The sequence below is a fragment of the Streptomyces sp. ISL-98 genome (assembly GCF_018614055.1).
GTDB lineage: Bacteria > Actinomycetota > Actinomycetes > Streptomycetales > Streptomycetaceae > Streptomyces > Streptomyces spiramyceticus.
On sequence record NZ_JAGGPB010000095.1, the window covers coordinates 22,856 to 47,183 of the forward strand.

General features: G+C 69.2%; 24 protein-coding genes and 1 riboswitch. Of the genes, 2 read left to right on the top strand and 22 right to left on the bottom strand.

Translation table 11 applies throughout. The annotated features are described in order from the left end of the window. The first annotated feature begins 132 nt into the window (after nt 1-132). A complete protein-coding gene (locus J7I98_RS38715) occupies nt 133-1,647 on the top strand; it encodes an FAD-binding oxidoreductase (RefSeq protein WP_214929749.1) in 1,515 nt (504 codons plus the stop codon). A gap of 90 nt (nt 1,648-1,737) precedes the next feature. Here the strand turns inward: J7I98_RS38715 and J7I98_RS38720 are convergent, their stop codons facing one another. The 9 genes from J7I98_RS38720 to J7I98_RS38760 form a co-directional block, all read right to left on the bottom strand. Beyond that, nucleotides 1,738-2,418, bottom strand: coding sequence for a dual specificity protein phosphatase family protein (locus J7I98_RS38720; RefSeq protein ID WP_308378095.1), 681 nt, complete (start codon nt 2,416-2,418; stop codon nt 1,738-1,740). A gap of 116 nt (nt 2,419-2,534) precedes the next feature. Then, the gene (locus tag J7I98_RS38725) at nt 2,535-3,452 is read right to left on the bottom strand and encodes a hypothetical protein (protein ID WP_214929750.1); all 918 of its coding nucleotides are present in this window, start codon (nt 3,450-3,452) and stop codon (nt 2,535-2,537) included. After that, entirely contained in the window at nt 3,449-5,560 is a 2,112-nt protein-coding gene (locus J7I98_RS38730) for a PEP/pyruvate-binding domain-containing protein (RefSeq protein ID WP_308378096.1), read from the bottom strand. The genes J7I98_RS38725 and J7I98_RS38730 overlap by 4 nt, the downstream gene beginning before the upstream one ends. Nucleotides 5,561-5,743: 183 nt before the next feature. Next, nucleotides 5,744-6,475 (bottom strand): flavodoxin family protein, encoded by a 732-nt coding sequence (locus tag J7I98_RS38735; protein WP_214929752.1) that lies wholly within the window; start codon nt 6,473-6,475, stop codon nt 5,744-5,746. Nucleotides 6,476-6,590: 115 nt separating this feature from the next. Beyond that, complete coding sequence (locus tag J7I98_RS38740; protein ID WP_214929753.1) at nt 6,591-8,534, bottom strand: ABC transporter permease; 1,944 nt, start codon at nt 8,532-8,534, stop codon at nt 6,591-6,593. 67 nt (nt 8,535-8,601) lie between these two features. Next, nucleotides 8,602-9,405, bottom strand: coding sequence for a molybdate ABC transporter substrate-binding protein (modA, locus tag J7I98_RS38745; protein ID WP_214929754.1), 804 nt, complete (start codon nt 9,403-9,405; stop codon nt 8,602-8,604). A gap of 118 nt (nt 9,406-9,523) precedes the next feature. Next, nucleotides 9,524-9,919 (bottom strand): molybdopterin-binding protein, encoded by a 396-nt coding sequence (locus tag J7I98_RS38750; protein ID WP_069775198.1) that lies wholly within the window; start codon nt 9,917-9,919, stop codon nt 9,524-9,526. Between the two features lie 70 nt (nt 9,920-9,989). Then, nucleotides 9,990-11,360 (bottom strand): NAD(P)/FAD-dependent oxidoreductase, encoded by a 1,371-nt coding sequence (locus J7I98_RS38755; protein WP_214929755.1) that lies wholly within the window; start codon nt 11,358-11,360, stop codon nt 9,990-9,992. A gap of 28 nt (nt 11,361-11,388) precedes the next feature. After that, nucleotides 11,389-12,183 carry a DUF72 domain-containing protein gene (locus J7I98_RS38760; protein WP_214929756.1) on the bottom strand — a complete coding sequence of 265 codons (795 nt, stop codon included), beginning with the start codon at nt 12,181-12,183 and terminating at the stop codon, nt 11,389-11,391. Nucleotides 12,184-12,269: 86 nt separating this feature from the next. Beyond that, nucleotides 12,270-12,440, top strand: a riboswitch (TPP riboswitch). A gap of 72 nt (nt 12,441-12,512) precedes the next feature. Between J7I98_RS38760 and J7I98_RS38765 the strand changes: the two genes are divergently transcribed. Continuing rightward, the gene (locus tag J7I98_RS38765; RefSeq protein ID WP_214929757.1) at nt 12,513-13,259 is read left to right on the top strand and encodes a PP2C family serine/threonine-protein phosphatase; all 747 of its coding nucleotides are present in this window, start codon (nt 12,513-12,515) and stop codon (nt 13,257-13,259) included. 81 nt (nt 13,260-13,340) lie between these two features. On the opposite strand, the gene J7I98_RS38770 is transcribed toward J7I98_RS38765, so the two are convergent. The 13 genes from J7I98_RS38770 to J7I98_RS38830 all read right to left on the bottom strand — a co-directional run bounded on the left by J7I98_RS38770 (nt 13,341) and on the right by J7I98_RS38830 (nt 24,137). Further along, a complete protein-coding gene (locus J7I98_RS38770) occupies nt 13,341-14,054 on the bottom strand; it encodes a hypothetical protein (protein ID WP_214929758.1) in 714 nt (237 codons plus the stop codon). Further along, nucleotides 14,021-14,191, bottom strand: a complete 171-nt coding sequence (locus J7I98_RS38775; protein WP_214929759.1) for a hypothetical protein — start codon at nt 14,189-14,191, stop codon at nt 14,021-14,023. The genes J7I98_RS38770 and J7I98_RS38775 overlap by 34 nt, the downstream gene beginning before the upstream one ends. Before the next feature lie 52 nt (nt 14,192-14,243). Beyond that, nucleotides 14,244-14,600: a PRC-barrel domain-containing protein gene (locus J7I98_RS38780; RefSeq protein WP_214929760.1), complete on the bottom strand. Its 357-nt coding sequence runs from the start codon at nt 14,598-14,600 to the stop codon at nt 14,244-14,246. 237 nt (nt 14,601-14,837) lie between these two features. After that, complete coding sequence (locus tag J7I98_RS38785) at nt 14,838-15,107, bottom strand: hypothetical protein (RefSeq protein ID WP_214929761.1); 270 nt, start codon at nt 15,105-15,107, stop codon at nt 14,838-14,840. A 145-nt stretch (nt 15,108-15,252) separates the two neighbouring features. Then, on the bottom strand, nt 15,253-15,804 hold the full coding sequence (locus tag J7I98_RS38790) for a hypothetical protein (RefSeq protein ID WP_214929762.1): 552 nt from the start codon (nt 15,802-15,804) through the stop codon (nt 15,253-15,255). Between the two features lie 53 nt (nt 15,805-15,857). Further along, complete coding sequence (locus J7I98_RS38795) at nt 15,858-16,739, bottom strand: hypothetical protein (protein WP_214929763.1); 882 nt, start codon at nt 16,737-16,739, stop codon at nt 15,858-15,860. A gap of 174 nt (nt 16,740-16,913) precedes the next feature. Beyond that, nucleotides 16,914-18,521 (bottom strand): cation acetate symporter, encoded by a 1,608-nt coding sequence (locus J7I98_RS38800; protein ID WP_214929764.1) that lies wholly within the window; start codon nt 18,519-18,521, stop codon nt 16,914-16,916. Continuing rightward, nucleotides 18,518-18,820, bottom strand: a complete 303-nt coding sequence (locus J7I98_RS38805; protein ID WP_214929765.1) for a hypothetical protein — start codon at nt 18,818-18,820, stop codon at nt 18,518-18,520. Before J7I98_RS38805 ends, J7I98_RS38800 begins: the two co-directional genes overlap by 4 nt. Before the next feature lie 186 nt (nt 18,821-19,006). Further along, nucleotides 19,007-20,296 (bottom strand): CdaR family transcriptional regulator, encoded by a 1,290-nt coding sequence (locus tag J7I98_RS38810; RefSeq protein WP_214929766.1) that lies wholly within the window; start codon nt 20,294-20,296, stop codon nt 19,007-19,009. 193 nt (nt 20,297-20,489) lie between these two features. Further along, entirely contained in the window at nt 20,490-21,344 is an 855-nt protein-coding gene (locus tag J7I98_RS38815; protein ID WP_214929767.1) for a class I SAM-dependent methyltransferase, read from the bottom strand. Nucleotides 21,345-21,413: 69 nt separating this feature from the next. Further along, nucleotides 21,414-21,917, bottom strand: coding sequence for an FBP domain-containing protein (locus J7I98_RS38820; protein WP_214929768.1), 504 nt, complete (start codon nt 21,915-21,917; stop codon nt 21,414-21,416). A gap of 354 nt (nt 21,918-22,271) precedes the next feature. Continuing rightward, nucleotides 22,272-23,012 (bottom strand): MAE_28990/MAE_18760 family HEPN-like nuclease, encoded by a 741-nt coding sequence (locus tag J7I98_RS38825; protein ID WP_214929769.1) that lies wholly within the window; start codon nt 23,010-23,012, stop codon nt 22,272-22,274. A 9-nt stretch (nt 23,013-23,021) separates the two neighbouring features. Next, a complete protein-coding gene (locus J7I98_RS38830) occupies nt 23,022-24,137 on the bottom strand; it encodes a DUF262 domain-containing protein (RefSeq protein WP_214929770.1) in 1,116 nt (371 codons plus the stop codon). Between the last annotated feature and the right edge of the window lie 191 nt (nt 24,138-24,328).

Consider the following 24,328-nt stretch of genomic DNA (forward strand, 5'->3'; position numbering starts at 1 on the left):
CGCCGTTCAGGTGTACGCCCGCCGCCCCCGGAGCGCCGCGCGATGATCCGGTACGCAGACCCTCACCATGATCACCGCGGAGCCGTGATCACCCGCGGAGCCGCACCAGGTGACCAGGAGAGGACCGCTGCGATGACCGGCAGACGAGATGTACTGCGGATGGGAGCCGGGGCCACAGCCGCCGGGCTGGCAGTGGGCCTGACCGGAGGGCACACCGCGGCAGCGGCCGTACGAACGCCCACGGCGGCCCGCCCCACCGGCGGGGCCGGGCCCGACCGCGCGGCCTGGCACGAGCTGCGCCGCGGTCTGAGCCGGGCGGCGGGCCTGTACGGGCCCGGCAGCAACGACTTCCACACCCTGGCGACGCCGGACAACCTGCGCTACGCCCACGTACGGCCCGCCGGCATCGTGGCGTGTGCGACGGCGAAGGACGTACAGGCAGCCGTACGGTGGGCGGCCGAGCACGGCCTGCCCCTCGCACCCCGCTCCGGCGGCCACAACTACGCCGGCTACTCCACGACCAGCGGCCTCCTCATCACCCTGCGCCGCATGAAGTCCCTGGCCGTCCGCGGCACCCGGCTGCACCTCGGGGGCGGTGCCACCAACTCCGACGTCTACGAAGCCAGATCGGCCAACCTGTACTTCCCCGGCGGCCGCTGCGGCGGCGTGGGCGTGGCCGGTCTGACGCTGGGCGGCGGCCTCGGCTTCAACGACCGCAAGTGGGGCCTGACCTGCGACCGGCTGGTGGAGACCCGCGTGGTGCTGGCCGACGGCTCACTGGTGCGGGCCGCCGACGACGAGAACCCGGACCTCTTCTGGGCCTGCCGCGGCGGCGCGGGCGGCAACTTCGGCATCAACACCGCCTTCGTCTTCGACGCCGCCCGCGTCGACGACCAGGCCGCCACGGTCTTCGACCTGTCCTTCGAGCTCAAGGCGGGCGTCCGGCTGGTGGCACTGCTCCAGGAGATCCTCGAAGCCGACCGCGCGGGCGACTTCGACGTGCGGATCGGCTTCAAGAACACGGGTGAGGGAACGGCGGCCGTCGCGCTGCTGGGCCAGCGGCTGGGCGGCGAGGACGGCCTGAGGGAGGCTCTCGCCCCGGTCCTGGAGCTCGGTCCGGTCAGGGAGTTCATCGAGCAGCGCCACTTCTGGTCCGCGCAGGACCACCTCATGGAAAAGCCCGGGGCCGGCGGAGCATCGGCGTCCAAGTCCCTTGTCCCGAACCGGTGGTTGAGACCCGGGACAGTCGAGTCCGTCATCGAATGGGTACGTCACTGGCGGCCGGGCACGACCGGCAATTCCGGTTACGTCACGCTCTTCGCCATGGGCGGGCACAGCGCGGCCCCGGGCGCGGGCGAGACGGCGTACCGGCACCGCGACGCCACGTTCGTCATCGACATCGGCACGCACTGGAAGCCGGACACGCCGCGCACGGTCGTCGAGGACCTGCTGGCCCAGACGCGCAGCATGCACCGCACGCTGAGCCGGGACCTGAAGACGTCGGCGGCGTACGTCAACTTCCCCGACCCGGATCTGGCGGACTGGCGGTCTGCGTATTACGGCGACAACTACGAACGCCTCGTCGGCGTCAAGCGGCGTTACGACCCCAGCGGCCTGTTCCACTACGACCAGGCCGTCGGCACGTAGCCGGACCGAGCCGCGCGTTACGCACACAACGCCCGCATGCAGCCGATCCGCCGGGTGACCGGCGGATCGGGGAGGGCGGGGCGGGGTACGTCAGAACGAGGCCTTGATCCGACGCGGGGCGTCGAAGATGCGGCTGATCGCCTCGACGGCGGCGGGCGGCTGGGTCATCTCAGCCTTGCCGGACGAGAGGACGTACCAGACCTGCTCCATGGACGGCGGGCCCACCGCGAGGGTGTTCAGCGCGGCCTGCATGGAGGTCGCTTCCCCGGTGCGCACCGCGTATGCGGCGGTGATGGAGCCGGTACGTCCGACACCGGCGCCGCAGTGCACGAACACCGGGCCGTCCGCCGTCTTCACGGTGTTCAGGAAGGCGGCGACCTGCTCGTTGGTGGGCGTCTGGCCGTCCCGGATCGGCATGCGCACGACCTTCAGGCCCGCCTTCTGCGGAACGGCCAGTTGCTCGGCGGTCAGCTTCTCCGCACGCAGGTCGACGACCGTCTTCACACCACGGGCCGCGAGCTCGCGGTACCCGTCCTCACCAGGGGCGGAACCCCGCCACAGCCGCTCGTCGACCGCCTTGAAGTGCTTGATCCCGGACATCTGGATGCCGGACGACTCCTTCTGGGATGCCAGTGCGTGAGCGCCGATCATGCCGAGTGTGGAGACGAGCCACAACGCCACGTAGCCGAGTACGGAGATGATCACGATCTTCGCCGTCCTGCGAATCAGCGGGCTGGTACGGGAGAGGGGGGAGATCGGGGCAAGCAGCACGAAGGGAGCAACACCTTGGGTAGGGAATGTCTGAGATGTTCCTGTGACCGTATCCCGCGCTCACCCCTCCTGGCTTCTCTTTGTGACCTAATACACAAAGCTAGCAAATCGGTCTATTAGGGCACCGGGGGTGCCTGGCCCTCGCCGAGGACCTCGGCCTGCGCCCGGTTCGCGCTGGCGTCCATCAGGCAGCCGCGCAGCCGCAGCAGGTCGTGGTCGGGCAGCGCGGGCCTGACCACGCCCGCGTACACCCCGTGTTCCAGCTTGGTCAGCTGCGCGTGCTCCGATGCGGCCGCAGTGGACCGGCGGCACGTCTCCCAGAAGTCGCGTGCGGCCAGGTCCCTGGCGACCCCGGTGTCGGCGCTGCGCACCTCGACGCGGAACACGACCGTGCTGGCCGCGGAGTCGGGCACCGGCACCTGGCGGGTCTGGACTGCGTCGGCCAGGACGAAGGTGAGCACGGTGATCATTACCGCGCCGACCAGTCCCAAGGCCGCTCTTGTGAGCGTGCGCACCGGCCGGCTGGGGGGAACGGCGGGGCGCTCGTCGATGCCGGGGATGTCCGCCCGTACGCCGCCGGGCGGGGCGGCCAGCCTCACGAGGCGGCCCGCCAGCCGCCGCTCGGCCCCGGCCCGGCCTGTCGCGCCCGCGATCTTCTGGATGAGCAGCGCGGCGGCGGAGAGAGCGACGCCTGTCGCCATAAGGACGGGTACGAAGACAAAGGTGTCGTTGGCGTTGTTCCTGTCGCCGAGGTGCCGGGTGTCCAGCCAGCGGAAGCGCTCGGGGGCGCCTTCGCGGCTCTGCTCCAGTCGCCGCTGCACCTCTTCGGCGCGTGCCTCGGTCTCGTCGAGCCGCCGTTCCAGGCGGCTGAGGCGGGACACCAGAACGGTGGCCACAAGGAAGACCTCGACGACGAGCAGCAGCAGTCCGCTGGTCACGGCGCGCTGCCACTCCCAGCGGTAGAGGTAGACGAAAAGGTAGACGGCCGTCCCTGTCGCGGCCGTGCCACCGAGGATGTAACTGACGTACTTCATGCCGCGTCCTTCGCGTCCTGTTCCGCTCCCGCGCGCACAGGTTCGACGGAGCCGTTCGTGCCGTCCACCGTCAGCTCGGTGCCCTGCGGGAACCGCTCGACCGCGTCCGGCACGCCGACGACGGTGGGCACCTTGTGCTCGCGGGCGAGCACCGCGAGGTGGGACAGCACGCTGCCGGTCTCGGCGACCAGTCCGGCCAGGTCGGGGAGCTCGGTGGCCAGCGCGGGATCGAGGGCCCGTACGACCAGCACCGGCTGTTCGGGCCGGGGGCCGTGGCCGTGCCAGGCGGTGCCGTAGCCGTACCCGCCGCCCGCGCCCTGGCCGCCGCCGCGCCCGCGGTGGCGGCCGCGGCCGACGAGACGCTCGGCGATCGGGCGGCCCTCCGGCGAGAGCCGGAAGGCGGCGGGCAGCGGTGGCGAGTCGGGCCGGGGCAGGCGCGCGTCGAGATCGGTCGGCGCCGGGGCCCCGTCCAGCAGGGCGGTCAGCTCGTGCCAGCGCAGCATGGACAGCTTCCGCAGCGCGTCGGGCCGGCCGGCGGCCTCCACCCGGGCCGCCAGTTCGCGTACCAGGCTCGCCTGCATCTCATGGACCCAGCGAATGCGCAGCCGCAGCCCTTCACGCACCGGCAGAGCCCCGACGCCGCGCGGGGCCCCGGTCCAGCCGGTACGTTCCGGCGGCCGGGCGGGGCGTTCCAGGGACGGCGGCAGCAGGGACAGCAGGACGGGGTGGCGGGCCAGCAGCTCCGCGTCCGGGATGCCGTTGGTGCGCCCCTCGGCGAGCACGGCCAGCGCCTCGCCGACGGCCGTGGCCCCGCTCCCCTGGCCGAGCAGCGACCCGGCCAGCGACTCCTGGGCGTGCAGCGACGACAGGACGTTACGGCCCCAGGTCAGGGCGGTCACGATCTGGCCGGAGAGCATCGCGCGCGGCGCGGGCAGCTGCGCCAGCTCGCGGTCGACATCGGCCATCAGATCCACCGCGAGCAGCGGCAGTGCCGTGCCGAGGCGCCCCACCCGCCAGGCCGCGGATGCCCGCCTGGCCCCGGGGACGGGGTTGATGAAGTCGAGGACGGGGTGGGCGGAGGGGATGGCGCCCAGCAGCCGCAGATCGGCCGCCGCCCGTCCGTCGACCGTCGTGACCACCGGCAGCTCCCGCAGACGGCGGCGCGACGCGGTGCCCGCGATGTCCAGCGCGAGCGTCAGCCCGTGGGACATCGGCGCCACCCACAGGTCCTCCTCCAGCGGCTGGAGCACCTCGGGGAAGGTCTCGGCGACCGGGCCGGGCCCGAGCAGCCGGGTGCCGCGCGCGGCGCGCAGGGTCATGGCGGTGATGGGGCGGGCCTGAAAGAGCCACAGACTGTTGTCGGTGTCGAAGCCGAACTCCATGTCCTGAGGACCGCCGAACACCCGCTCCGCGCGCCGGGCCAGCCGCACCAGGTGGCAGATCCGGCGGCGTCCGAGGAGCCGGTCGCGGCGGGGTTCGCGCGGTTCGGTGCCGGCCAGCCTGCCGTGGCGCGTCAGCTGGTACCGCACGCCCTGCGCCGAACCGGCCAGCAGTTGATCGGGTCCGCCCTGGACGACGCTGACCAGCATCCGGTCCTCGCGGCCCGCCACCGGGTCCGCACCGAACATCACTCCGCCCACGGCCGTGCGCAGCATGGGCTGGACCAGCACGGCCATGCCGCCGGCCGGTTCACCGACGCCGCCGGCTTCCGCGGGCGGACCGCTCCGCCGGGCGGCGGAGTCCAGGACCGTGCTCACCGCGGCCGTGAAGTTCTCCCAGCCGTGCACGTCCAGTACGGAGGCGAAAAGGCCCGCCATCGAGGAGTCGGTGGTGTCCTCGTGCGCCGAGGAGGACCGTACGACCAGGGGCCGCCCCTCCTCGCCGGCCAGCTCCCGCCACGCCGCGTGCAGCGCGCTCTCGCCGTGCGGCACGGCGGCCGTCGGCTGTGCCGCCGAGCCTGCGGGGACGATGGCGAAGCCGGGCAGCACGGGCAGCCCGGCAGCGGCGGCGCGGGCGAGGTTGGCTGCCTTGGCGCCGGTCAGCGCCGGGTTCCGGGCCTCTGCGGCCTCCAGCGGGATGACCGCCAGCCGCTCCAGGCCGCTGACCACGGCGGATCTCCTTCGGTCACTTCGAAATACGTCCTGTGCACCCACTCTGTATGCCTCGCCCCCTCTGCGCGATCGCAGAAAAGCCGCATATCTGATCTTTCTGTCCCAATGGTAGGCAATTCAAGGAACCGTGGAACTGCTCCGGGCATGCCAAGGCCAGGCAGATCGAGCGGACCGGCTGACTCAGCGGTGCTCGGGGTTGGGGAAGTCGAAGCGGCAGCCCGCGTCCCACTGCGAACGCTGATTGCCGTGGGCGGGGATGCCGCCGGAGCGCTTGATCATGGCTGCCAGGTGCATCAGGTTCCACGCCATGAAGGTGCTGTTGCGGTTGGTGAAGTCGTTCTCCGGGCCGCCCGAGCCGGCGTCCAGGTAGGACGGACCGGGCCCGGCCTCGCCGATCCAGCCCGCGTCGGCCTGCGGGGGGATGGTGTAGCCGAGGTGCTGGAGGCTGTAGAGGACGTTCATCGCGCAGTGCTTGACACCGTCCTCGTTGCCGGTGATCAGACAGCCGCCGACCCGCCCGTAATAGGCGTACTGCCCCTGCTCGTTGAGGAGAGAGGAGCACGCGTACAGCCGCTCGACGACCTGCTTCATCACGGAGCTGTTGTCGCCCAGCCAGATGGGCCCGGCGAGGACGAGGATGTCGGCCGCCATCACCTTCTCGTAGAGCGCGGGCCAGGCGTCGGTGCTCCAGCCGTGTTCGGTCATGTCCGGCCAGACGCCGGTGGCGATGTCGTGGTCGACGGCGCGGACGAGTTCGGTGGTGACGCCGTTCGCCTCCATCACCGCGCGGCTCTTGTCGATCAGGCCCTGGGTGTTGCTGACCTCCGGGGAGCGCTTGAGCGTGCAGTTGACGAACATGGCGCGCAGGTCGTCGTAGCGCGGGGCGTTGTGGGAGGCGGGGGCAGCCGTCATGCGAGCGCTCCAGGGGTGCGGATCTGGCCGGGAGCCTAGTGCCGGTGACGGGTGCGGGGCGGGAGGACGATGCGCGAGCGCGGGTGGTGTCGGCGCTGTTGGCGGTGTCCGGCCGTTACAGAGGTACGACGGTGGTTTCGGTCGCCTTCACGCTGGTCCAGACGTCCGTCCCGTCGGCGAGGCCCAGTTCGGCCGCGGCCTGCGGCGTGATCTCCGCGACGAGATCCGGTGCCCGGGCGGAGGTGATCAGGATGCGCAGGCGGCTGCCGCTGGCGGTGATCTCGCGGACCGTGCCGGGCCAGACGTTGCGGGGGCTGCCGGTGGGCTTGTCCCGGTGTACGGAGACGGCTTCCGGGGCGATGATCGCCAGCGCATCGGTGCCGGCGGGCAGCGGGAGCGGGTCCGCTACGACGAGCCTCTCGCCGCCGGGGAGTCGGAGACCGTACGCCGTGGACGTGCCGGGCCAGGCGTTGCGGCCGAGCATCCGGGCGACCCAGGGCGAACGCGGGTGGCGGGTGACCTCGGTGGGCGGGGCGTCCTGGATCGCGCGGCCGTCGTCGAGTACGAGCACGCGGTCCGCCAACGACACGGCCTCGACCGGGTCGTGAGTGACGATCAGGCAGACGCCGCCGAAGCCGGCGAGGTGCGTACGCAGGGTGTGGCGTACATGTGCGCGGGTGGTCTGGTCGAGCGCGGCCAGCGGTTCGTCGAGCAGCAGGAGGCGGGGCCGGGCGGCCAGGGCGCGGGCGAGGGCGACGCGCTGCGCCTGGCCGCCGGACACCTGGGCGGGCTTGCGGTGGGCCAGGTGTCCGACGCCGAGCCGGTCGAGCCACTGCTGGGCGCTGCGGCGGGCCTCGGCGCGGGGCACGCCGTGGGCGCGCAGGCCGTACGCGGTGTTGGCGAGGGCGGTCAGGTGCGGGAACAGCGCGCCGTCCTGCGGAACCCAGGCGACGCCGCGCCGGTGCGGCGGCAGGCCGGTGACGTCGGTGTCGCCGAGGCGGAGCGTGGCGTGGGCGCGCGGGGTGAGGCCGAGGAGGGCGCGCAGCAGGGTGGTTTTCCCGGCGCCGTTGGGGCCGACGACGGCGACGGTGGTGCCCGGTTCGGCGTCCAGGGTGAGCCGGTTGAAGCCGGTGACGTCGGCGTGCAGGGCCCACCGCTCCTGCTCGCGTGCGCCCGTGGGGCCTGTGGCCGGGGCGGTAGGGCGGCCGGGTTCCGTATCGCCCGCCGGGGGCCGGGGAGCGTACGGGCGCCCGGCCGGGACGCCTGTCCAGCGGCCGCGCAGTGCGACCAGGACGACCATGGCGATGGCGAGCAGCAGCAGCGATACGGAGGTCGCGGCCTCCGGCTGCTCCTGGAGCAGCAGGTACACCTGCAGCGGCAACGTCTGGGTGGTTCCCGGGAGGTTGCCCGCGAAGGTGATGGTCGCGCCGAACTCGCCCAGCGCCCGCGCCCAGGTGAGGGCGGCCCCGGCGACGAGACCAGGGGCGACCATCGGCATCGTCACGGTGAAGAAGACCCGCACCGGGGACGCCCCGAGAGAGGCGGCCGTCTCCTCGTAACTCGGCCGCAGTCCGCCCAGCGCCCCTTCGAGGCTGACGACGAGGAACGGCATCGAGACGAACGTCGCCGCGAGCACCGCCCCCGAGGTGTGGAACGGCAGAGTGACACCGAAGGTGTTCTCCAGCCACGGTCCGAGCAGTCCCCGGCGGCCGAACGCCAGCAGCAGCGCCACGCCGCCGACGGTCGGCGGAAGCACCATCGGCAGCAGGACGAGCGAGCGTACGAGCGCCTTGCCGGGGAAGTCCACGCGCGCCAGCAGCCAGGCGAGCGGCACCCCGAGCAGCAGCGAAAGCCCCAGCGCCCAGAAGGAGACGACGAGCGAGAGCCTCAGCGCCTCGGTCGTGCCGGGGCTGGTCAGATGGCCGCCGAGGTCGGCCCATGACGTGCGGGCGAGGACACCGATCAGCGGGAGCAGCAGAAACGCGACGGCGAGCAGCGCGGGGATCGCCAGGGCGATGGGGGTGCGGGGTCCCGGTGCGCGGCTGCGGAGGCGTTTCATCGTCTGAGTCCTGGGGCTTGTTGCACTGACGTTGTACGGACGCGGGCTTTGTACGGACGCGGGCCGGCTACGGCTGCTGGAAGTCCGCGTCCTTGAAGATCTTCTGTGCCTCGGCGGAGGACAGCCACTTCACGAACGCTTCGGCCGCGGCAGAGTTCTTGGACGTCTTCAGCGTTGCGGCCGGGTATTCGGCGATCGCGTTCTGCGCGTCGGGGATCTCGATTGCGTCGACCTTGTCGGTCGCGGTGGCGGCGTCCGTCTTGTAGACGAGCCCGGCGTCGGCCTCGCCCAGCTCGACCTTGCTGAGCACGGCGCGGACGTTCGGCTCCTGAGAGACCGGCTTCACGGTGATCTTCTGGGCGTCCAGGATCTTCTGGCTGTAGCGGCCGACCGGGACCTCGGGTGCGGCCAGCACGACCTTGAGCTTGGTGTCCGCGAGGTCCTTCAGACTGCCGACCTTCTGCGGGTTTCCCTCGCCGGTGGCGATGACCAGCCGGTTCTTGGCGATGACCGTGGGGGCGCCGGTGTCGGCCTTCAGCGCGTCCATGGTCTTGGTGTCGGCGGTGACCAGGGCGTCGGCGGGGGCGCCCTGCTTGACCTGCGCGGCGAGTTCCTGCGATCCGGCGAAGGAGAAGGTGATCTTCGTACCCGGGTGGGACTTCTCGTACGCCGCGCCTGCCGTCTTGAAGACGTCGGTCAGCGAGGCGGCGGCCAGCACGGTCAGCCCGGCCTTCGGCGTATTGGTCGCCCCAGAGTCCGTCTTGCTCCCGCTGTCGCTTTCGGTGTCGCTGCCACAGGCGGCGAGCGGAACGAGGAGGGCGGCGGTGACGGCGGCAGCGGCGGCGCGGCGCCCGGTGAAGGTGAGGGGCATGAGGGTGGGACTCCTTGGGACTGCGGCGGGCGGATGCCGCCCGAGCGGATGGTGTGAGCCGCGCCGGTGACGGGCGACGCCGCTTGACTGAGCAAGGGGTCGGGGCGGGAGGTGTGTGTCAGGTGCGGTCGATGTGCACACTGGTCGACTTCACGCGGGCGGTGGCCTGCATGCCGACCTCCAGCCCCAGTTCCTCGACGGCCTCCCGGGTCAGCAGGGACACGAGCCGGTGCGGACCGGCCTGGATCTCCACCTGGGCAGCGACGTCGCCGAGCTTCACGGCGGTGACGATGCCCGGGAAGGCGTTCCGGGCCGACGTGTACGGGGCGTCTTCCTCGCCGGGGCCGCTCTGGCCGACCTCGATGGAGAACGCGGCCAGATCACGGCCGTCGATGAGGCGCCGCCCGCTCTCGTCGCGATGGGTCGCGACACGGCCGGCGTCCGCCCAGCGGCGCGCGGTGTCGGGGCTGACGCCGAGCAGACGTGCCGCCTGTCCGATGGTGTAGGACTGCATACGCGGGAGGATAGGCGCATTTTCCTAGCACCTGCAATGTTTCGGGCGATGCTCCATGGCAGATGCGAAGCTACGTGGAGGAAGGTCCAATGGGCCCGTGCCGGGCAAAGCGCAGGACCCGGAAGACGTACGCAGGCGTAAGCAGCGACTCCGGCCGTCGTACCAGCCCGGCCACCGCGTTGGAGCGGATGCCGACCGCGTCGTCGTGCTGCGCGGCCACGGCCACCCGCTCCGTGTAGCGGTTGACGAGGTCGGTCCCGGCGGGCTTCTTCCCCGTTGTGCCGTCGTACGCGAAGTCCCGGCCCACCGCGATCGACCACGGCACACTCACCGACCGGCCGGCCGCCCGCAGGTAGTGGTGGCTGAAGGAGCGGTTGGTGGCGCCCGTCCGGTCGAGGCACGTGCCGAGGATCGCCGCCTGCTGCGCGGCGGTCGTCATGCCCTGGCCGTAGATGGGGTTGAAGCTGCAGACGGCGTCGCCGACCGGCACCCACCCGAGGGGGAAGCGGCGCATCCGCTCCATGTGGCGGCGCTGGTCGGCGGCGAACCGGTAGGCGACCGTTTCGCCGATCGGCTCCGACGCCGCCATGATGTCGGCGATCACCGGTGACTCGAAGGACTCGGCGTACGCCAGCCTCTCGGCCTCGTCGGTCGGCGGTGATTCGCCGCCCAGCCCCACCAGCGTCACGATCCACCGCTCGCCCTCCGTCGGAAGCGCGAGCGCCAGACGCTTCGAGTCCGGATTGCCGATCACCGCCGCCGCCTTCCAGTCGCGCACGGGCAGCTCGGTGCGCCGGTAGACGCGGGTCGCGTACCGGGTGTCGACCGTGACGACGGACTCCGACGGCGCTTCGTACCCCAGCGTTTTAAGCCAGCCCAGGCTCCGGGCCTGCCGGCCCGTGGCGTCGACCGTCAGCCCGCTCGCGATCGTGGAGCCGTCGTCGAGCCGGACGCCGGTGATGCGTGTGCCGGACGCGTCGGTTTCGAGTCCCTCGGCCACGGTCTCGTCGAGAAGGGTGACGTTGGGCAGCGCTTCGACCCGCCGCCGTACCGTCGCTTCGAGGAACGGGCGCGACATCGCCGGGCCGTGGAGCTCCGACGCAGGTCTGCGCATCACGCCGCCGCTCTCGTACCAGTACAGGTCGCGGCAGACATCGACGTCGACGGCTCCGCCCGCTTCGAGCTCCTCGACGATGCCGGGAAACCACCACTCCAGGTGCTGGGCACCCGCACGCAGGAGGAAATGGGGGTGTCTGCCCTGTGGTACCTGGTGGCGCCACTCGGGGCCGTTCGGCAGCTTGTCGCGGTCGATGACGACGACGTGGTCGAACCGCTCCGACAGAACCCGGGCGGCACACAGCCCGGCCATGCTCGCACCGACCACGACCGACGGCCCGCCGACCGGGCGGACGTGGGTCCGGCCCAGGTGGTGATGGCTCATGGCCGCACTGTGCCCTGTACGGGCGTTTTCATGTCGTATCGGACGCCGGGGTGGGCGGCAGGGCGGGAGGTGTGCGGCTCACCGTCCGGCCCAGCGCGGCCGCCGCCCGCGCGAACTTCATGGCGTCCACGACGGCCGCGCCGCCCAGGTCGTTGTTGAAGTAGACGTACACCTCGGCCTCGTCCGGCCAGGCGTCGGTGATGCGCCCGGCCCAGGACTTCAGCGCCTGGCGTCCGTAGCGCGGCGGCGGCTCCGTGATGCCGCCGTGGAACCGTACGTACCCCCAGGACGCCGTACGCCACAGGGGCGTCACCGGGCGGGACCACCGGTCCGCCCAGCACAGCGCGCTGCCGTGCCGCTCCAGCACCGCCCGGAGTTCGCTCTCCGCCTCCCACCACGAGGGGTGGCGCAGTTCGACGGCGACCCGGACCGTGCCGGGAAAGCAGCGCAGGCAGGTGTCCAGGCTGTCGGTGTCCTGCCGGAAGTTCGGCGGGAGTTGCAGCAGGACGGGCCCCAGCCGGTCGGCGAGGCCCTCGGCGCGGCCCATCAGCCGGCCGACCGGCTCCTCGGGGTCGCGCAGCCGCTTGAGGTGGGTGAGGTAGCGGCTGGCTTTGACGGCCATGACGAAACCCTCCGGCGTCCGCTGCCGCCAGGAGGCGAAGACTTCCGTACTGGGGAGGCGGTAGAAGGCGTTGTTGTTCTCCACAGTGGCGAACTGCCGGGCGTACTCCTCCAGCCAGAGCCGCTGCGGTTGCTTGGGCGGATAGAGGACGCCGCGCCAGTCCTTGTACTGCCACCCCGAGGTTCCGACGAGCATGGGCATGCTCCGATCTTTGCCCCAAAAAGGTAAAAAATGTCACGAAAGGTCTTCCATCTGGTGTATGGAGCGTTACTCTGATAACAGACCTGCGGGATGAGCGAGGGAGTCCAACCGGAGTAGCCGACTTTGGCGGAAGCTGTTACGCCGCTGAGGCCGACGTCGACGGTCGGGCTGAGAGGCCGGAAAGTCGCAAGACTGGAAGGCGACCCCCACTACCTGATCCGGGTAATGCCGGCGCAGGGAGCCCGTCTCGTAGGTCGTTCATGTGCAGCCCCAGGTCCTTGACCTGGGGCTTTTGCCTTGAAGAGGGCAAGGAGAGGCGAGACGCTTCGATGGCGTACGTAACAGTCACCGCCCTGAGCCATCCCGGCCTGATCCGCGACCACAACGAGGACAGCCTCGTGGCCGGCCCGTGGACGCTGTGCGGCACCGTGACCGAGAACCCGCAGACGCTTGTGTTCCCCCTCGGCACACCGCTCGTCGTGGCGGTGGCCGACGGCATGGGCGGGCAACCGGCCGGCGAGGTGGCCAGTGCGCTGGTCGTCCGCGAACTGGCGTTGCTCGGCCCGTCGCTGGACAGCGAGGAAGCCGTTCGTGACGCCCTCAAGCTGTGCAACCAGGCGGTGTACGCGTCCGCCGACCGCGATACGGCGCTGAGGACCATGGGCACCACGGTCGCGGGTGTCGTCGTACTGGCGGATTCGCTGCTCGTGTTCAACGTGGGCGACAGCAGGGTGCTCAACGCGATTCCGGACGGACTTCGCCGGGTGAGCGAGGACGACAGCCCGCCGTTGCCGCCGGGGCAGCGCACCACGTCAATCGTCACGCAGGCGCTCGGCGGCTCCCACCGGTTCAGCGCCATCACGCCGCACATCGCGACATCGCCGCTTTACCCGGGCGACCGCTACCTGGTGTGCACCGACGGCCTGACCGATCCCGTGCCGGAGAACGCGATCGACGACCTGCTGAGCCTCCACGACGAGGACGCCAGGGCCGCTTTCGAGCTGTGGAAGTCCGCGATCGAGGCGGGAGGGCCCGACAACGTCACGCTCGCGTTGATCGGTGTCGGCGATCAGTGAAAGACGCAGCCGCCGGCTTCTGCTCGGGAGCCATCCTCGTCACCGAGGCAGTCCAGTGACCGTTACGGGCACCGAAGGCGGTCAGTCCTCATCCGGGCCTTTCAGCTCCTGGAGCCGTTCGGCGATGTCGTCGGCCCACTCCTGGGCCCAGCGGCGGAGCTCGGTGACGGCGCGTTCGTCGAGACCGTACGCGGCGAACTCTCTGTCGTCGATCCACTCGGCCCCGGTGAGGCGGGCCTGAAGGTCCGTGAGATCGAACGTATCGATGGCGTGGCGGCGGCCCAGCTCTTCGAGTTCGGTACGACTCCAGCGGTCGGCGGCGGCACGTACGTCGATCAGGTCGCGGGCGAGTCCCCGGTCGTACAGCGCGCGGACCGTGGTGCCGACGACGTCCTCAAGGGAAAGGACCAGCCCGTGCTCGGTCTGCACAAGCGGCCGCCAGAGCGCTTCCTTGAGGACGTCGACCACGTACTCCCCACTGCTGTCGGCGCTGTCGGAATCGGTGACGATCAGCCGGGCGGACAGCGGATCAGCCTCCACTGCCTTTACGTGCCAACCGCGCGCCTCCAGGCCGGCACGCAGGGTGGCGGCGATGTTCTCCATCCGTTCCGGGTGCTCGGTGGCAACTTCGAGGTCATGGCCGACCCGGTCCACCAGGCCGTGGGCGTAGACGGCGTATTCGCCTGCGAGCGCCAGCGGGTAGGAAGCACCCACGGCGAGAACGTCGGCGAGCAGGCGCCGGTGCGGTTCGGCTGGCACGGTCAGCGGATGGGCCGGCCGGCACGCCGGGACCATCGCACGGCGCCGAAGGCCACATCGATCACGAAGAGCACGATGCCGATGATCAGCAGGTAGCCCAGACCTTCTGCCACCGCGCCGATGATTCCCAGTACGACGGCCACCAGGATGAGCGCCAGGAAGAGTGCTACCACCCGAAAGCCTCCTTCGTGCCGAGCTGTGCCGAGCTGTACGGGGCGCGGGCAGTCAGCGGCGCGCGAGTTGCCGTTCGCCGTTGGGCCCCGGCTTGTAGGTCATGCCGTAGTGCTGGAAGATCGACTCCTCCTGCTCGGCGGGCAGGACGTCGTCCGTGCCGATCGAAGGGGCCTTTTTCACCAGTCCCTTGGCGTAGGCGACTTTGACGTAGCCCGGCCCGAGGATTGCCTCGCCGAGAGGTACGAAGGTCAGGTGCTGCCGGGTGACCAGCCCGGTCCGGACGGTGGCCATGGCCGGCTCGTCGGTGGTGGTGTCCACATAGACCGCTTCGAGTACGCCGATCTTGTGCCCCTTTGGGTCGACGACATCGTGGTTGCGCCACTCGCGGATATCGGCTGCCTGGATCATGCCCTCTCCCTCTTGCGCGCCCTCGGCGTTTCAAGTGTGCCCCCGCCGACCGCCCACGTCGCGGTCAGTCACCCGGACGGGGCCGCGCCTGGGTGTCCCAGTCCCTGTGCGGCTGTGACAACGGCCCCGGCGTATACACACCGGGGCCGCCCTTCCGGGCGGTTGCACGTGAGAGTGAACCAACCCAAATCAATGCTACTGCCCATGGTGCGCGTCGGACGTGGCCCGAGCATCGCGTCAACCGCGTTCTTCTTCGGCCTCCATGCGCCGAATTCCTTGGTGTGTCAGCGTGACCATGGCGGGCGTATTGCCCGTGGCCCAGTCGACCGAGATCAGGTCCTCGCCCACCAGATAGGTGCAGGCGGCAGCCAGATCCTCTTGGCGGATCCCGAGATCGTGAAGCAGCTGGGCCCCCGTGACCCCCAGAAGGCGGTTGCCTTCAGTGGCCTCGTACAGAGCCTGCATGATCTTCTCGCGGTACGCCTTCCGCTCCGCCAGTGATGCCATGACTACCCCCTCTGGGGGAGAATTTCGCATTGCTCAATGCGGCGGTGAAATGCCGGGCGCCGAATGGAGCCCGCATTGATTATCGCGGAGGCCGCCGTGTTCATCCCAGACCGCTTCTACCGGCGTCTGGAAAAGTTTCCCCCTTTTAGGCGTCATCCTCGGCAATCGCCCAGCCCGGGCGGTTGGGTGAAGCCTGTCGGTGCCGTTTCGGGCGCGTCATGCTGCTGTCGGATGTGCCAATGGCGGGTCCTGGTCGCTGACGCTTCGGTGCGCTCGGCATGGACAGGGGGCCGAGGCGCCATGGACGTGAGTCGGCGGAGCCGCGGGGGGCGGTCGAGAGCTGAGACACCTCCTGGTGGGACACACCGAGCAGTCGGCAGGCGTCGCCCTGGCTTACCCGCAAATCCTCGACCAGGGTGCGAGCAGCATCCGCGACTGCCTGCTGTTCGGCGCCGTCGGCCGCCGCACGGCGGCTCCTTGCCTCCGACACGGCCTGCAGCACTGACGCGAACTCCGGAACTACCAGCTCCACTGCGATCGTGTCCGCCTGAACGCCACGCGCTTCGGCGATGGCCTCGCGCGCCAGGTCCTCGGCCTCGTCGAGGGTGCGGCACTGGGTGTGGAGGGCGGCATCCGGAATGTCGACGGCCCACCACCGGCCGATTCTGTGCAGGTGGGCCTCGTAGCCATGGCTCACGGGGACTCGGCCTCCTTGATGTCTCACAACTCGACAGCCTGCGAACGGAGCGATCAGCCGACGCACACGCCGATCAGGCACACGTGCGCCGACGATGTCGGCTCGGTCGTCGGTGTGCTGGGGAAAAGGTCCGCAAGCGGTGTGTCCGCGTCGTCGGGGCGTTCGGTGGAAGCGGGCGGCGCGGTCGTCTCGGGGGCCGGGACCGGGGGCGCGGCCGGGGCGTCGGAGGTGGTGTCGGGGCTGTCGACGGCCGTCCCCTTCGCCGACTCGGGCTTGGTGTCCGGCTTCGCGCTCAGGGGCGCTTGGGGCTGGGCCGTGGCGGCGGCCTTCGGCTGCCGGTTCGTCGTCGCGGAGGGAGTTGTGGCGTCGGCGGTGTTCTGCTGCCGGTTGGTGGTCACGGGTGGGCGAGTGCCGGGATGCCGCGAACCCCGGGTGTCCGGCTGCTCCGTCGACGAGTCGGTGTTCGCCGTACGGGGCGTGGACGTGGACGTGTTCACCGGCTCCGGCGGCGACCCCGCGTGTGTGTGGCTGGTGGACGGCCTGCTGGTCGGCAGCACGGCAACGGTCAGGGCGCCACCGACAATCGCAACCGCCGTCGCCGCAACGGCCCGACGCCGGTGCTTCTTCCACCGCGCCAGCTGCCGACGCCGCGCCGCCCGGCCCTGCCCGGTGGCGGAGGCGCCCTCGAAGCCGTCGGACGAAGCGCTGCCGGACGCATCCGCCGTCGCTTCTGTCCCGTCTGTCGCGGCTTCGGATACGCCGCTGCCGACTGGTACCGCCTCGTCCGGGAACCACGTCTCCACCGTCGTTGCGGCAGAGGCGACCGCGCCGTCGGGGCGGTGGGCAGGCGGGGCTATGTCGGGAGCGTAGGCGCCGCAGCCCGGGCACACGAGTGCCCCGTTGAGAGTCCGGCGGCACGAGGAGCAGTAGTCCATATGCGATCTTTCTGCTGACTGCGCCGCCAGGGACGCCGGCGACCTGTTCAAGTCCGCACGCGGGATCGAGCGGCCGTAACGCTAACCGCCCCCGCCGAAGGTGGTGCGCAGCCCTTGTGACGCTGCTGCGAAGATTTGCTGACGCCTCGGTACGTCGTGATGCCCCGCCGTACGTCATGCCCAGCCGTGCTCCGCGACCTCCCGCGCGCGCCGCTTTCCCGGGGCGCTGCCCAGCCGGCCCAGCAGGAAGGCGGCGGGCATCGACACGAGGACGACCGTCTGAAGTGGGAACCAGTCCAGGTGCCAGTCCGGGAAGAGAGCCAAGGGCGTGCCGGAGAAGACCGGGCCGGAGATCTGCAGACCGACGGCGCAGCCCAGGCCTCCGTACAGCGTCCAGAGCAGCCCTTTTCGCGTATAGCCGGTCCAGAAGAGGGAGTAGACCAGTGCCGGCAGCAAGCAGGAGGCCGCCACTGCCAGGGAGAGGGCCGACAGGAACAGGACGTTCCATCCCTGGACCCAGACGGCCAGTCCGATGCTCAGTGCTCCGACCCCTGCGGACGCCCAGCGTGCGGCGGCCACCTCGCGGCCCTCGCTCGTGCGCCCACGGCGCAGTACATGTGTGTACAGGTCGTGGGCGATCGCGCCCGCCGCCGCCAGGGTGATGCTCGCTACGACGGCCAGCGTGGTGAGGAAAACCGCGGAGGAGACCAGGACGACGAGCAGTGCCCCGTTCGCGTGGGTCGACGGGCCGCCCGCCAGTTCGCCGGTGAGCATCAGCAGGGTGCTGTTGCCTCCCGGATCCGCGGCCATGATCGCCGGTGCGCCGACCAACGCGGCGGCCCCGAGGCCCAACAGCCCTGTGGCGAGGCAGAAGGCGCCGACGATGGCGATGGTGTGGCGCACCGTACGGCGTGCGGCGGGTGCGTCGGGAGCCGCGCTGAGCTGCATGGCGACGTGCGGCAGGCACGCCACCCCCAGCACGATGGTGATCACCAGGCCGATGAAGTCGAGCGTGCCTTCGGGATCGGCACTGCCGGCGAACCGGAGGCCGGGACGCATATGGCCGGCGGGACGGCCGCTGCCCTGTCCGGCGGCGTTGATCAGGGCGTCGGTGCTCCAGTGGAAGCGATGGAGGAGCACCGCTGTCACAGCCACGGCCGCGCCGAGCAGCACGACCGTTTTGATCATCTGAATCACGATCGTGCCGCGCATGCCGCCGAACACCGTGGCGCAGACGACCAATATGCCGATCATGACGATGGCTGCCTGTTCGACGCCCGGACCGGGCAGTCCCAGCAGCGCTGCGGTGGTCACGCCCGCACCGGAGAGCTGTACGACGAGATAGGGGACGCAGATGCTCAAGGTCACGACGGCGACCGCGATCCTCACCGCGGGCCCGGGAGCCACCAGGGCGAATGTGTCGCCCAGGGTGTAGCCGCCGCGCTCGCGCAGGGGGTGGGCCAGCAGGAGCAGTACACCGAGCGACAGCACCGTACACAGGGCGATGAACAGGCCGTCGTAACCGAAGACAGCGACGCTTCCGGTGGTGCCGAGCACTGTGGCCGCCGACAGGTAGACACCGGCCAGTACGAAGGCCCCGCGCACGGGCGGCAGCCTGCGACCTGCTGTGTAGAAGTCGTTGACCCGGTCTCTCTCGGGGCCACTGAGGACGCAAATGAACAAGATGGGGACGATGAAGGCCAGGAAGCCCACAAGAACCAGGGCACGCGTGTCCTTGTCCAGGGCGCCGGGCGCGGCGGCGAGCAGGATCTCCGGACTCATCGGTACTCCCCCTGCCCCTGCCCGTGCTCCTGCAGGGCTTCGCCGTGTCCGTACGCACTGCCGCCTTCCGCATGGCGGTCGTACCGAGCCGCCGTCCACACCAGCAGGGAGCCCTGGAGGAGGAGTGCCGGTACGCCGATGCTGGTCTCTCCCCAGATACGGGTGGCCATGAAGTCGGCGGCGGAGCAGGCGAGGAGCAGGTGTACGACGAAGGTCGAGCCGTTGACCACGGCGAAGGACAGGCCGGGGCGAGGAGGGCGTGGGCGGTGATGGAGCCGAGGGGCGTGCGGGTGGGCCATAACGTCTCCTGCGGGCGTGGATGCGGACGGATCGCCAATGACGAATCGCCAATGACGGGTCGCCTGTGATGGATCGCCTCTTATGCGAGGCTCACCAGAGCAGCACCGGCGCCCCGGTCCGTCCATGCGCTGTGCCCGTGGTTGTTGTCCGCTCCCAACGCCCTGCGTGTGTGACTGTGCTGATGCCTATTCAGCCGTGCCGTCGGCTTCGTGGGCGGTGCCGAGTGCGGCGGCCGGTCCGAGCAGGCGGTGGGCGTCGAGCGCGAGGGTGAGTTGCACCAGATCGCGCGGGCGGGTCAGCGCGAGGCCGGTGATCTGTTCGAGGCGGCGCAGACGGTTGAGCACGGTGTTGCGATGGCAGAACATGCGCCGGGCGGCCTGGACGGCGGAGCCACCGTTCTCGATCCAGATGCCAATGGTGTCGAACAGCGTGTCGCGGTCGGCGGGTTCCAGGTCGTACAGGGGCCGGAGTACCCCGTGGGCCAGTTCGGCGGACAGGTCGGGCCGCGAGATCAGGAGACCGTCGGGCAGGCGGGAGTCGAGCCGGGCGATCTCCCCGTCGGCCCGGCAGGTACGAAGGGCGAGTCCGGCCATGTCGTGTGCTCGGGCCAGGCTTCCCAGACCCTGTACGACCGGGCTGATCCCGATGCGGAACCCGGGACCGGCATCCAGGCCGGAGGCGAGCACGTCCAGGGGGCGGTCGCCCAGGTGGGCGACGAGCACATCACGGGGCCCGCAGGTGTGCCGCAGGATCCGTATGCCGGGAACCTCCGGAGCGGTACGGGGCGCGCGGCCGTACGGCGGTGTCGCTCCGACCACCGCGACCGCGTAACGCCCGTCGAGCGGCAGATCGAGGATCGCCGCCGCGCTCCGGGCGAACCCGGGTTCGTTACGGGTCTCCAGCAGCGCGGCGAGGACCAGGCGGACGCGTTCACCGTGCCGGCTGGCGACGCCCTCGACGGCCTGCCGGTAGGCGTCGGCGACCAGGACGGCGTCGCGGTCGTTGCTCTTCCACACCAGCTCGGCGACGCGTACCAGCTGGCGCGTGTCGCCGAGTCCGTCCCCCTCCACCACGTTGATGATCCCGCTCCAGACCTCGGAGCCGGCTACACGGAAGGCGTGCAGCACTTCGTCGAGGGGGCGGCCCTGTTCCGCACGCCTGATGCCCAGCTCTCTGGTGTACCGCTCGACGTCCACGATTCTGCTCGGATCGACGCCGGCTTCCAGCCCGTGGCGGATGCCGGTGCTCACGGTCTGCCGCACGTCGGGCGGCGCGAGCACCGGGTCGGCGTAGTACGGCACCTCGGCGCGGATCTTCGCCACGACGGTGTCCGTGAATTCCGTGAATTTCGGGCCCTGCCCAAGAAGGCGTCGGCAGGCGCGGTCGAAGAGCTGGAGGGGAGTGGGATCTGCGGCGCCGACGGCTACGCCGTGACCGCGGGGGCGAACGCTGCCGGGGACGGAACTGTTGTGCATGGACCCTCCAGCTGGACGGGACGTGCGAGATCACCACGCGAGTTGCCATGTCGTACCTGCGCGGAGCGCGGCGAAGTTCCTCGACCGCCATGCTAAGCAGTTGCTTATGCAAGGGCGAGGTTTCAGTCAAACCGTGATGTTTCCGCCACGTAGGGGAAGGGCCCTGTGAACGAACCAGGCCCTGTCCGCCGGCCTAGGGAAGATCGGCAGTGATGAGCCAGGCGGCCGATTCGTACAGCACGCCGCTCGGCGTCTCGTGGGAGTCGAGGGTCGCGCGCAGGTCGGTCAGGGCGCGGTGGCGGCCGTTTTCGTCGAGGCCGTCGAGCATCCAGCCACGGAGCCCGGAGACGAACGCATACGCCTGCTCGGCGTCCGGCCCGAAGTACAAGGGGACGGACAGGTCCTCGAAGCGCGGCTCGTTGAAGCCCGCCGCCGTGAGCCGGGCCCGTACGTCGTCGGGGTCGGCCATGGAGAACGGACCCGGCGCACCGGGCGGCGGTGTGGGCAGGGTCCGGCCCGCGGCCAGAGCCGTGGTGAAGGCCAGGAACCATTCGTTGCGGGACAGCGCCTGCCACACCAGCAGCACCAGGCGGCCGCCGGGGCGCAGAGCCCGTGCGATGTGTCGGAACGCGGTCACCGGTTCGGCGAAGAACATCGCCCCGCTGCGACTGATCGCCGCGTCGGACTCCCCTTCGGGGAATGGATACGTCTGGGCGTCGGCCTGCTCGAAGCGGACGTTGCGCAGCCCTTCCCCGGCGGCCTTCTGCCGTGCCACGCGTAGCATCTCGCCCGACAGATCGACGCCGAGCACCGAGCCGCCGACAGCCAGGCGCGCGGCGGCACGGGCCGATTCGCCGGTGCCGCAGCCGATGTCGAGCACCCGCTCGCCGGCGCCGATGGCCGCGGCCTCGAGGAAACGTGGCTGGTAGCCGCGGACAGCGCGGTCGAACTGGTCGGCGTGTGCGGCCCAGTAGGCCCCTTCCTCGCCGTCCCAGGCCCGCGCCTGCTCGGCGTTCGAGGGATCGGCCCGCAAGGTCTTGCTGCTCACCACGACCACCCGCTTGTACTGCTTCAGGGACTATTTCCTCCCGGTTTACCACCTGGCCACGGTCCCGCCCTAGCCCTGCGTCACCTTCGCCAGAAAAGCGTCCAGGTTGCAGAGCATGCGGGTGATCCGCTCCTCCACGCTCAGGCTCTCCTCGTAGCGGCCGCTGCGCAGCTTGGGCTGCCGCTTGCCCCGTACGTACAGGGAGCAGGCGAGGTCGGCGCACACGTAGATGCCGACGGTATTGCCCGCGCGCCCCCGGGCGCCCGCCAGCGGGGCCACGAGGAGGGTGACGCCGGAGGAGGCGTGGCCGGTGAGGCAGAGCTGGCAGAGGCTGGACTTCACCGCGCTGGTACGGGACGCGCCGGGCACCCGCAGCGTGATCCCGAGCGGCCCGTCCGGCCGCGCCAGCACGAGGTGCGCGCGCAGTGGTGCGCCCGGGTCGACCCAGCCGAGGAAGTCCAGGTCCTGCCAGGGGAGTTCGGCGAAGTCGAGGGGGAGTTTCAGGCGGGACGCGTCGCCCTTGGTGCAGTTCACGAAGGACGAGCGGATCTGTTTGTCACTGAGCGCTTCCACGGGCGTCGACCGTACGGGCCGTACACACTGCCCGCATCCGAATATTCGCCCGGTTCGTCGCGTTCCGACGATTCACGCAGCGCGCCCCGAATCGAGTGCACGCCCAGCTGCCGGCCTTCTCCGGCCGATGAAAACGTCGCCAGGCGAAGGAACAAGCCATTGAACTGGAGCTCTGGCCGGGCCGAGTCCGAGGCCGCACACCGGGAGCACACGGTGGCGATGAACATCCGGGTCCGGCACGACACTCTCCAAACCCCTTAGCCCTAACTTGATCGATTGGGTGGTGGTCAAGCCGAATGGAGGAACGCTGGCCCTGCAATGGGCCGTCGTGATTTCCGCATTGCATCGAAGACGTCACCTCAGAGAGCAACAGTGTAGTATTCGCCCCTGCACGATTCCAGACAGGCAACCAGCGACGTCCTTTAGGAACACCATGTAGTTCTGGACCTCGACTGGCGTTGGCTTCTCCGATCTATCACCGTGCGCGATTTTATTCCTCCTGTTGACGATTTCTGCCAACTTCACGCCTACCTTTATTCGTGTCGCCTCATCACCGCGTTCGGCAATTGCCTGGTTTACGTGGACATCTATTTTCGCGATTACGTCTTCGACATCCAGAGTGGCGAACACGCTTTCCAGAACTTCGGGCTTTGCGTTAGTGAGCTGTCGAGTGAGAACCTTGGCGGACAAAACTTGCGGATTAATGGATCGATCTGCATCCCAAAGCGAAGCGTAGGCAGAGAAGAGCTTTCTTGTTTTATGAATTCTATCGCGCCCTTCCGTTCCGAAGATTTCTTCTATCCTGCCTCTAGTGTGCAGCTCAAGCAGACCTTCGGGGATTCTCCGAGTGGGAGGTTTGGCCTCGCAGATCTGGTCGATTAGCTCCGTCAATGCCGCTTTTACGAACCCCTCGAAATGCGCAACGAGCATCACCGTGCAGGATCGTGTAATTGCGTTAACGAGCTCCCTGTCATGTGCCTGCGCCGCAGCTCCTCCTGCTCCTAGTGGTTGAATCGGGGCTATGACCAGAAGGGTCTCAACTTCTCGCAGGCTATCGATGAATTCTGAGAGGGACTCGAGGTCGGAAGCAGCCATCGGCCCTCGCTATTCGGGAAGGGTGGGGAGGTCGCAGCGCACCCCTAGCTTTACGAGTCCAGCAGCAAAGGCCCGGATTCGTCCATGCATTCGACTCCGGTCGGCGGTTGCTCGGCCGATCGCTGTTTGGAAACTCTCCCTGTCGAGGAGCTCCGTCCTCAACTCGCGAATCTCTGCAGATTTACTTAGGACTGCTCCCCTGTCCGCAAATGCAAGAGGCAGCATGATCGAATCAAAGAGCGCCTTGTTGAAAGCGCCCAACTTTCCATCCTTGGACAACCTGAATGCGGACGAAGCGAAGACTTCAAAAACAGTATCGCAAGTCTCGAGGAACACGCGAATCGATTCGTCGCTAGGTTCGCCCTTGCGGTGCTTACGCATGTACGTATTGAGGAGCTGACGCAGGGGAGGCCTGTATGAACTCAAGTCTTCGTGCAGCGAGAAGAACCGGAGTGCCAACTCCTCGTAGGACATTCGGTTATTTTTGAGCCCCCCGAGGATGCGCGCGAACCTTACCTCTTCTGCCAGCTCTTTGAGGTAGGAGTTCAGCGGGCCGCGGTAGATGCAATTTCTTAGCTCTTGCGCGGCGAGCATGGCGGAACCTGTATTCAACCGCTCGAATACATCAAACTTAATGTCCGGGTGAGAATCATCGGTGATGACGATGCAGCGGACGGTCCTATTCCCAAGACGCCTTTGTTCCTTTAGTGGAAGGTCCGTATAGAACATCCCTTCAAATTCGCTAACAACTGACACACCTCTAAGTGCGAACTCGCCGTTAAGGAAGTCTTTGATGGTCTGGATGCGCTGCAATCCATCGATGACCTCATATGACCCGTCCTCATTCTCTGCGAAATAGCAAACCGGCACGGGAATGTTAAGGAGAAAGCTTTCGATTAGCCGGCTGGCCTTTGACCTGTCCCAGACGTATTTCCGTTGGTACTCGATGCTGAGGAGAAGTCGCTCACGTTGAATGTCGTCCACAAGGGTGGCCAGCGACAAGTCGTAAGGTTGGGTAACTAGGCGGCGCTCTTCAATCGGTACCTCGAGCGGCTCGGCTTGCTCGGCGGTAACGTCTTGGTCTTCCTCATCGAAGAGGGGGTCCTGATCTGATTGGGTAGACACTCGGCGCCTTCGCTCTCATCGTCTAGTGCAACTACTTAACCCTAGAACGTGTCCAGCCGCGTGTCTTCTTATTGGCTGGATTCCCGACGCAACGCCGGCTGAAGAGTCGGTGGAGCGGGTTTGGCCAGTGGCTTGCCCGGTTTGGGCTCGAGCATTATCAGGGCCCTACGCTAAGGGCTGTCCCGTAAATG

Bases quoted from the DNA above. Each gene is read 5' to 3' on its own strand.
- J7I98_RS38715 (WP_214929749.1), top strand. From the start codon at position 133: ATGACCGGCAGACGAGATGTACTGCGGATGGGAGCCGGGGCCACAGCC.
- J7I98_RS38725 (WP_214929750.1), bottom strand. From the start codon at position 3,452: ATGAAGTACGTCAGTTACATCCTCGGTGGCACGGCCGCGACAGGGACG.
- J7I98_RS38735 (WP_214929752.1), bottom strand. From the start codon at position 6,475: ATGACGGCTGCCCCCGCCTCCCACAACGCCCCGCGCTACGACGACCTG.
- J7I98_RS38740 (WP_214929753.1), bottom strand. From the start codon at position 8,534: ATGAAACGCCTCCGCAGCCGCGCACCGGGACCCCGCACCCCCATCGCC.
- modA (WP_214929754.1), bottom strand. From the start codon at position 9,405: ATGCCCCTCACCTTCACCGGGCGCCGCGCCGCCGCTGCCGCCGTCACC.
- J7I98_RS38750 (WP_069775198.1), bottom strand. From the start codon at position 9,919: ATGCAGTCCTACACCATCGGACAGGCGGCACGTCTGCTCGGCGTCAGC.
- J7I98_RS38755 (WP_214929755.1), bottom strand. From the start codon at position 11,360: ATGAGCCATCACCACCTGGGCCGGACCCACGTCCGCCCGGTCGGCGGG.
- J7I98_RS38760 (WP_214929756.1), bottom strand. From the start codon at position 12,183: ATGCCCATGCTCGTCGGAACCTCGGGGTGGCAGTACAAGGACTGGCGC.
- J7I98_RS38765 (WP_214929757.1), top strand. From the start codon at position 12,513: ATGGCGTACGTAACAGTCACCGCCCTGAGCCATCCCGGCCTGATCCGC.
- J7I98_RS38770 (WP_214929758.1), bottom strand. From the start codon at position 14,054: ATGGTCCCGGCGTGCCGGCCGGCCCATCCGCTGACCGTGCCAGCCGAA.
- J7I98_RS38780 (WP_214929760.1), bottom strand. From the start codon at position 14,600: ATGATCCAGGCAGCCGATATCCGCGAGTGGCGCAACCACGATGTCGTC.
- J7I98_RS38785 (WP_214929761.1), bottom strand. From the start codon at position 15,107: ATGGCATCACTGGCGGAGCGGAAGGCGTACCGCGAGAAGATCATGCAG.
- J7I98_RS38795 (WP_214929763.1), bottom strand. From the start codon at position 16,739: ATGGACTACTGCTCCTCGTGCCGCCGGACTCTCAACGGGGCACTCGTG.
- J7I98_RS38800 (WP_214929764.1), bottom strand. From the start codon at position 18,521: ATGAGTCCGGAGATCCTGCTCGCCGCCGCGCCCGGCGCCCTGGACAAG.
- J7I98_RS38805 (WP_214929765.1), bottom strand. From the start codon at position 18,820: ATGGCCCACCCGCACGCCCCTCGGCTCCATCACCGCCCACGCCCTCCT.
- J7I98_RS38810 (WP_214929766.1), bottom strand. From the start codon at position 20,296: ATGCACAACAGTTCCGTCCCCGGCAGCGTTCGCCCCCGCGGTCACGGC.
- J7I98_RS38825 (WP_214929769.1), bottom strand. From the start codon at position 23,012: ATGGCTGCTTCCGACCTCGAGTCCCTCTCAGAATTCATCGATAGCCTG.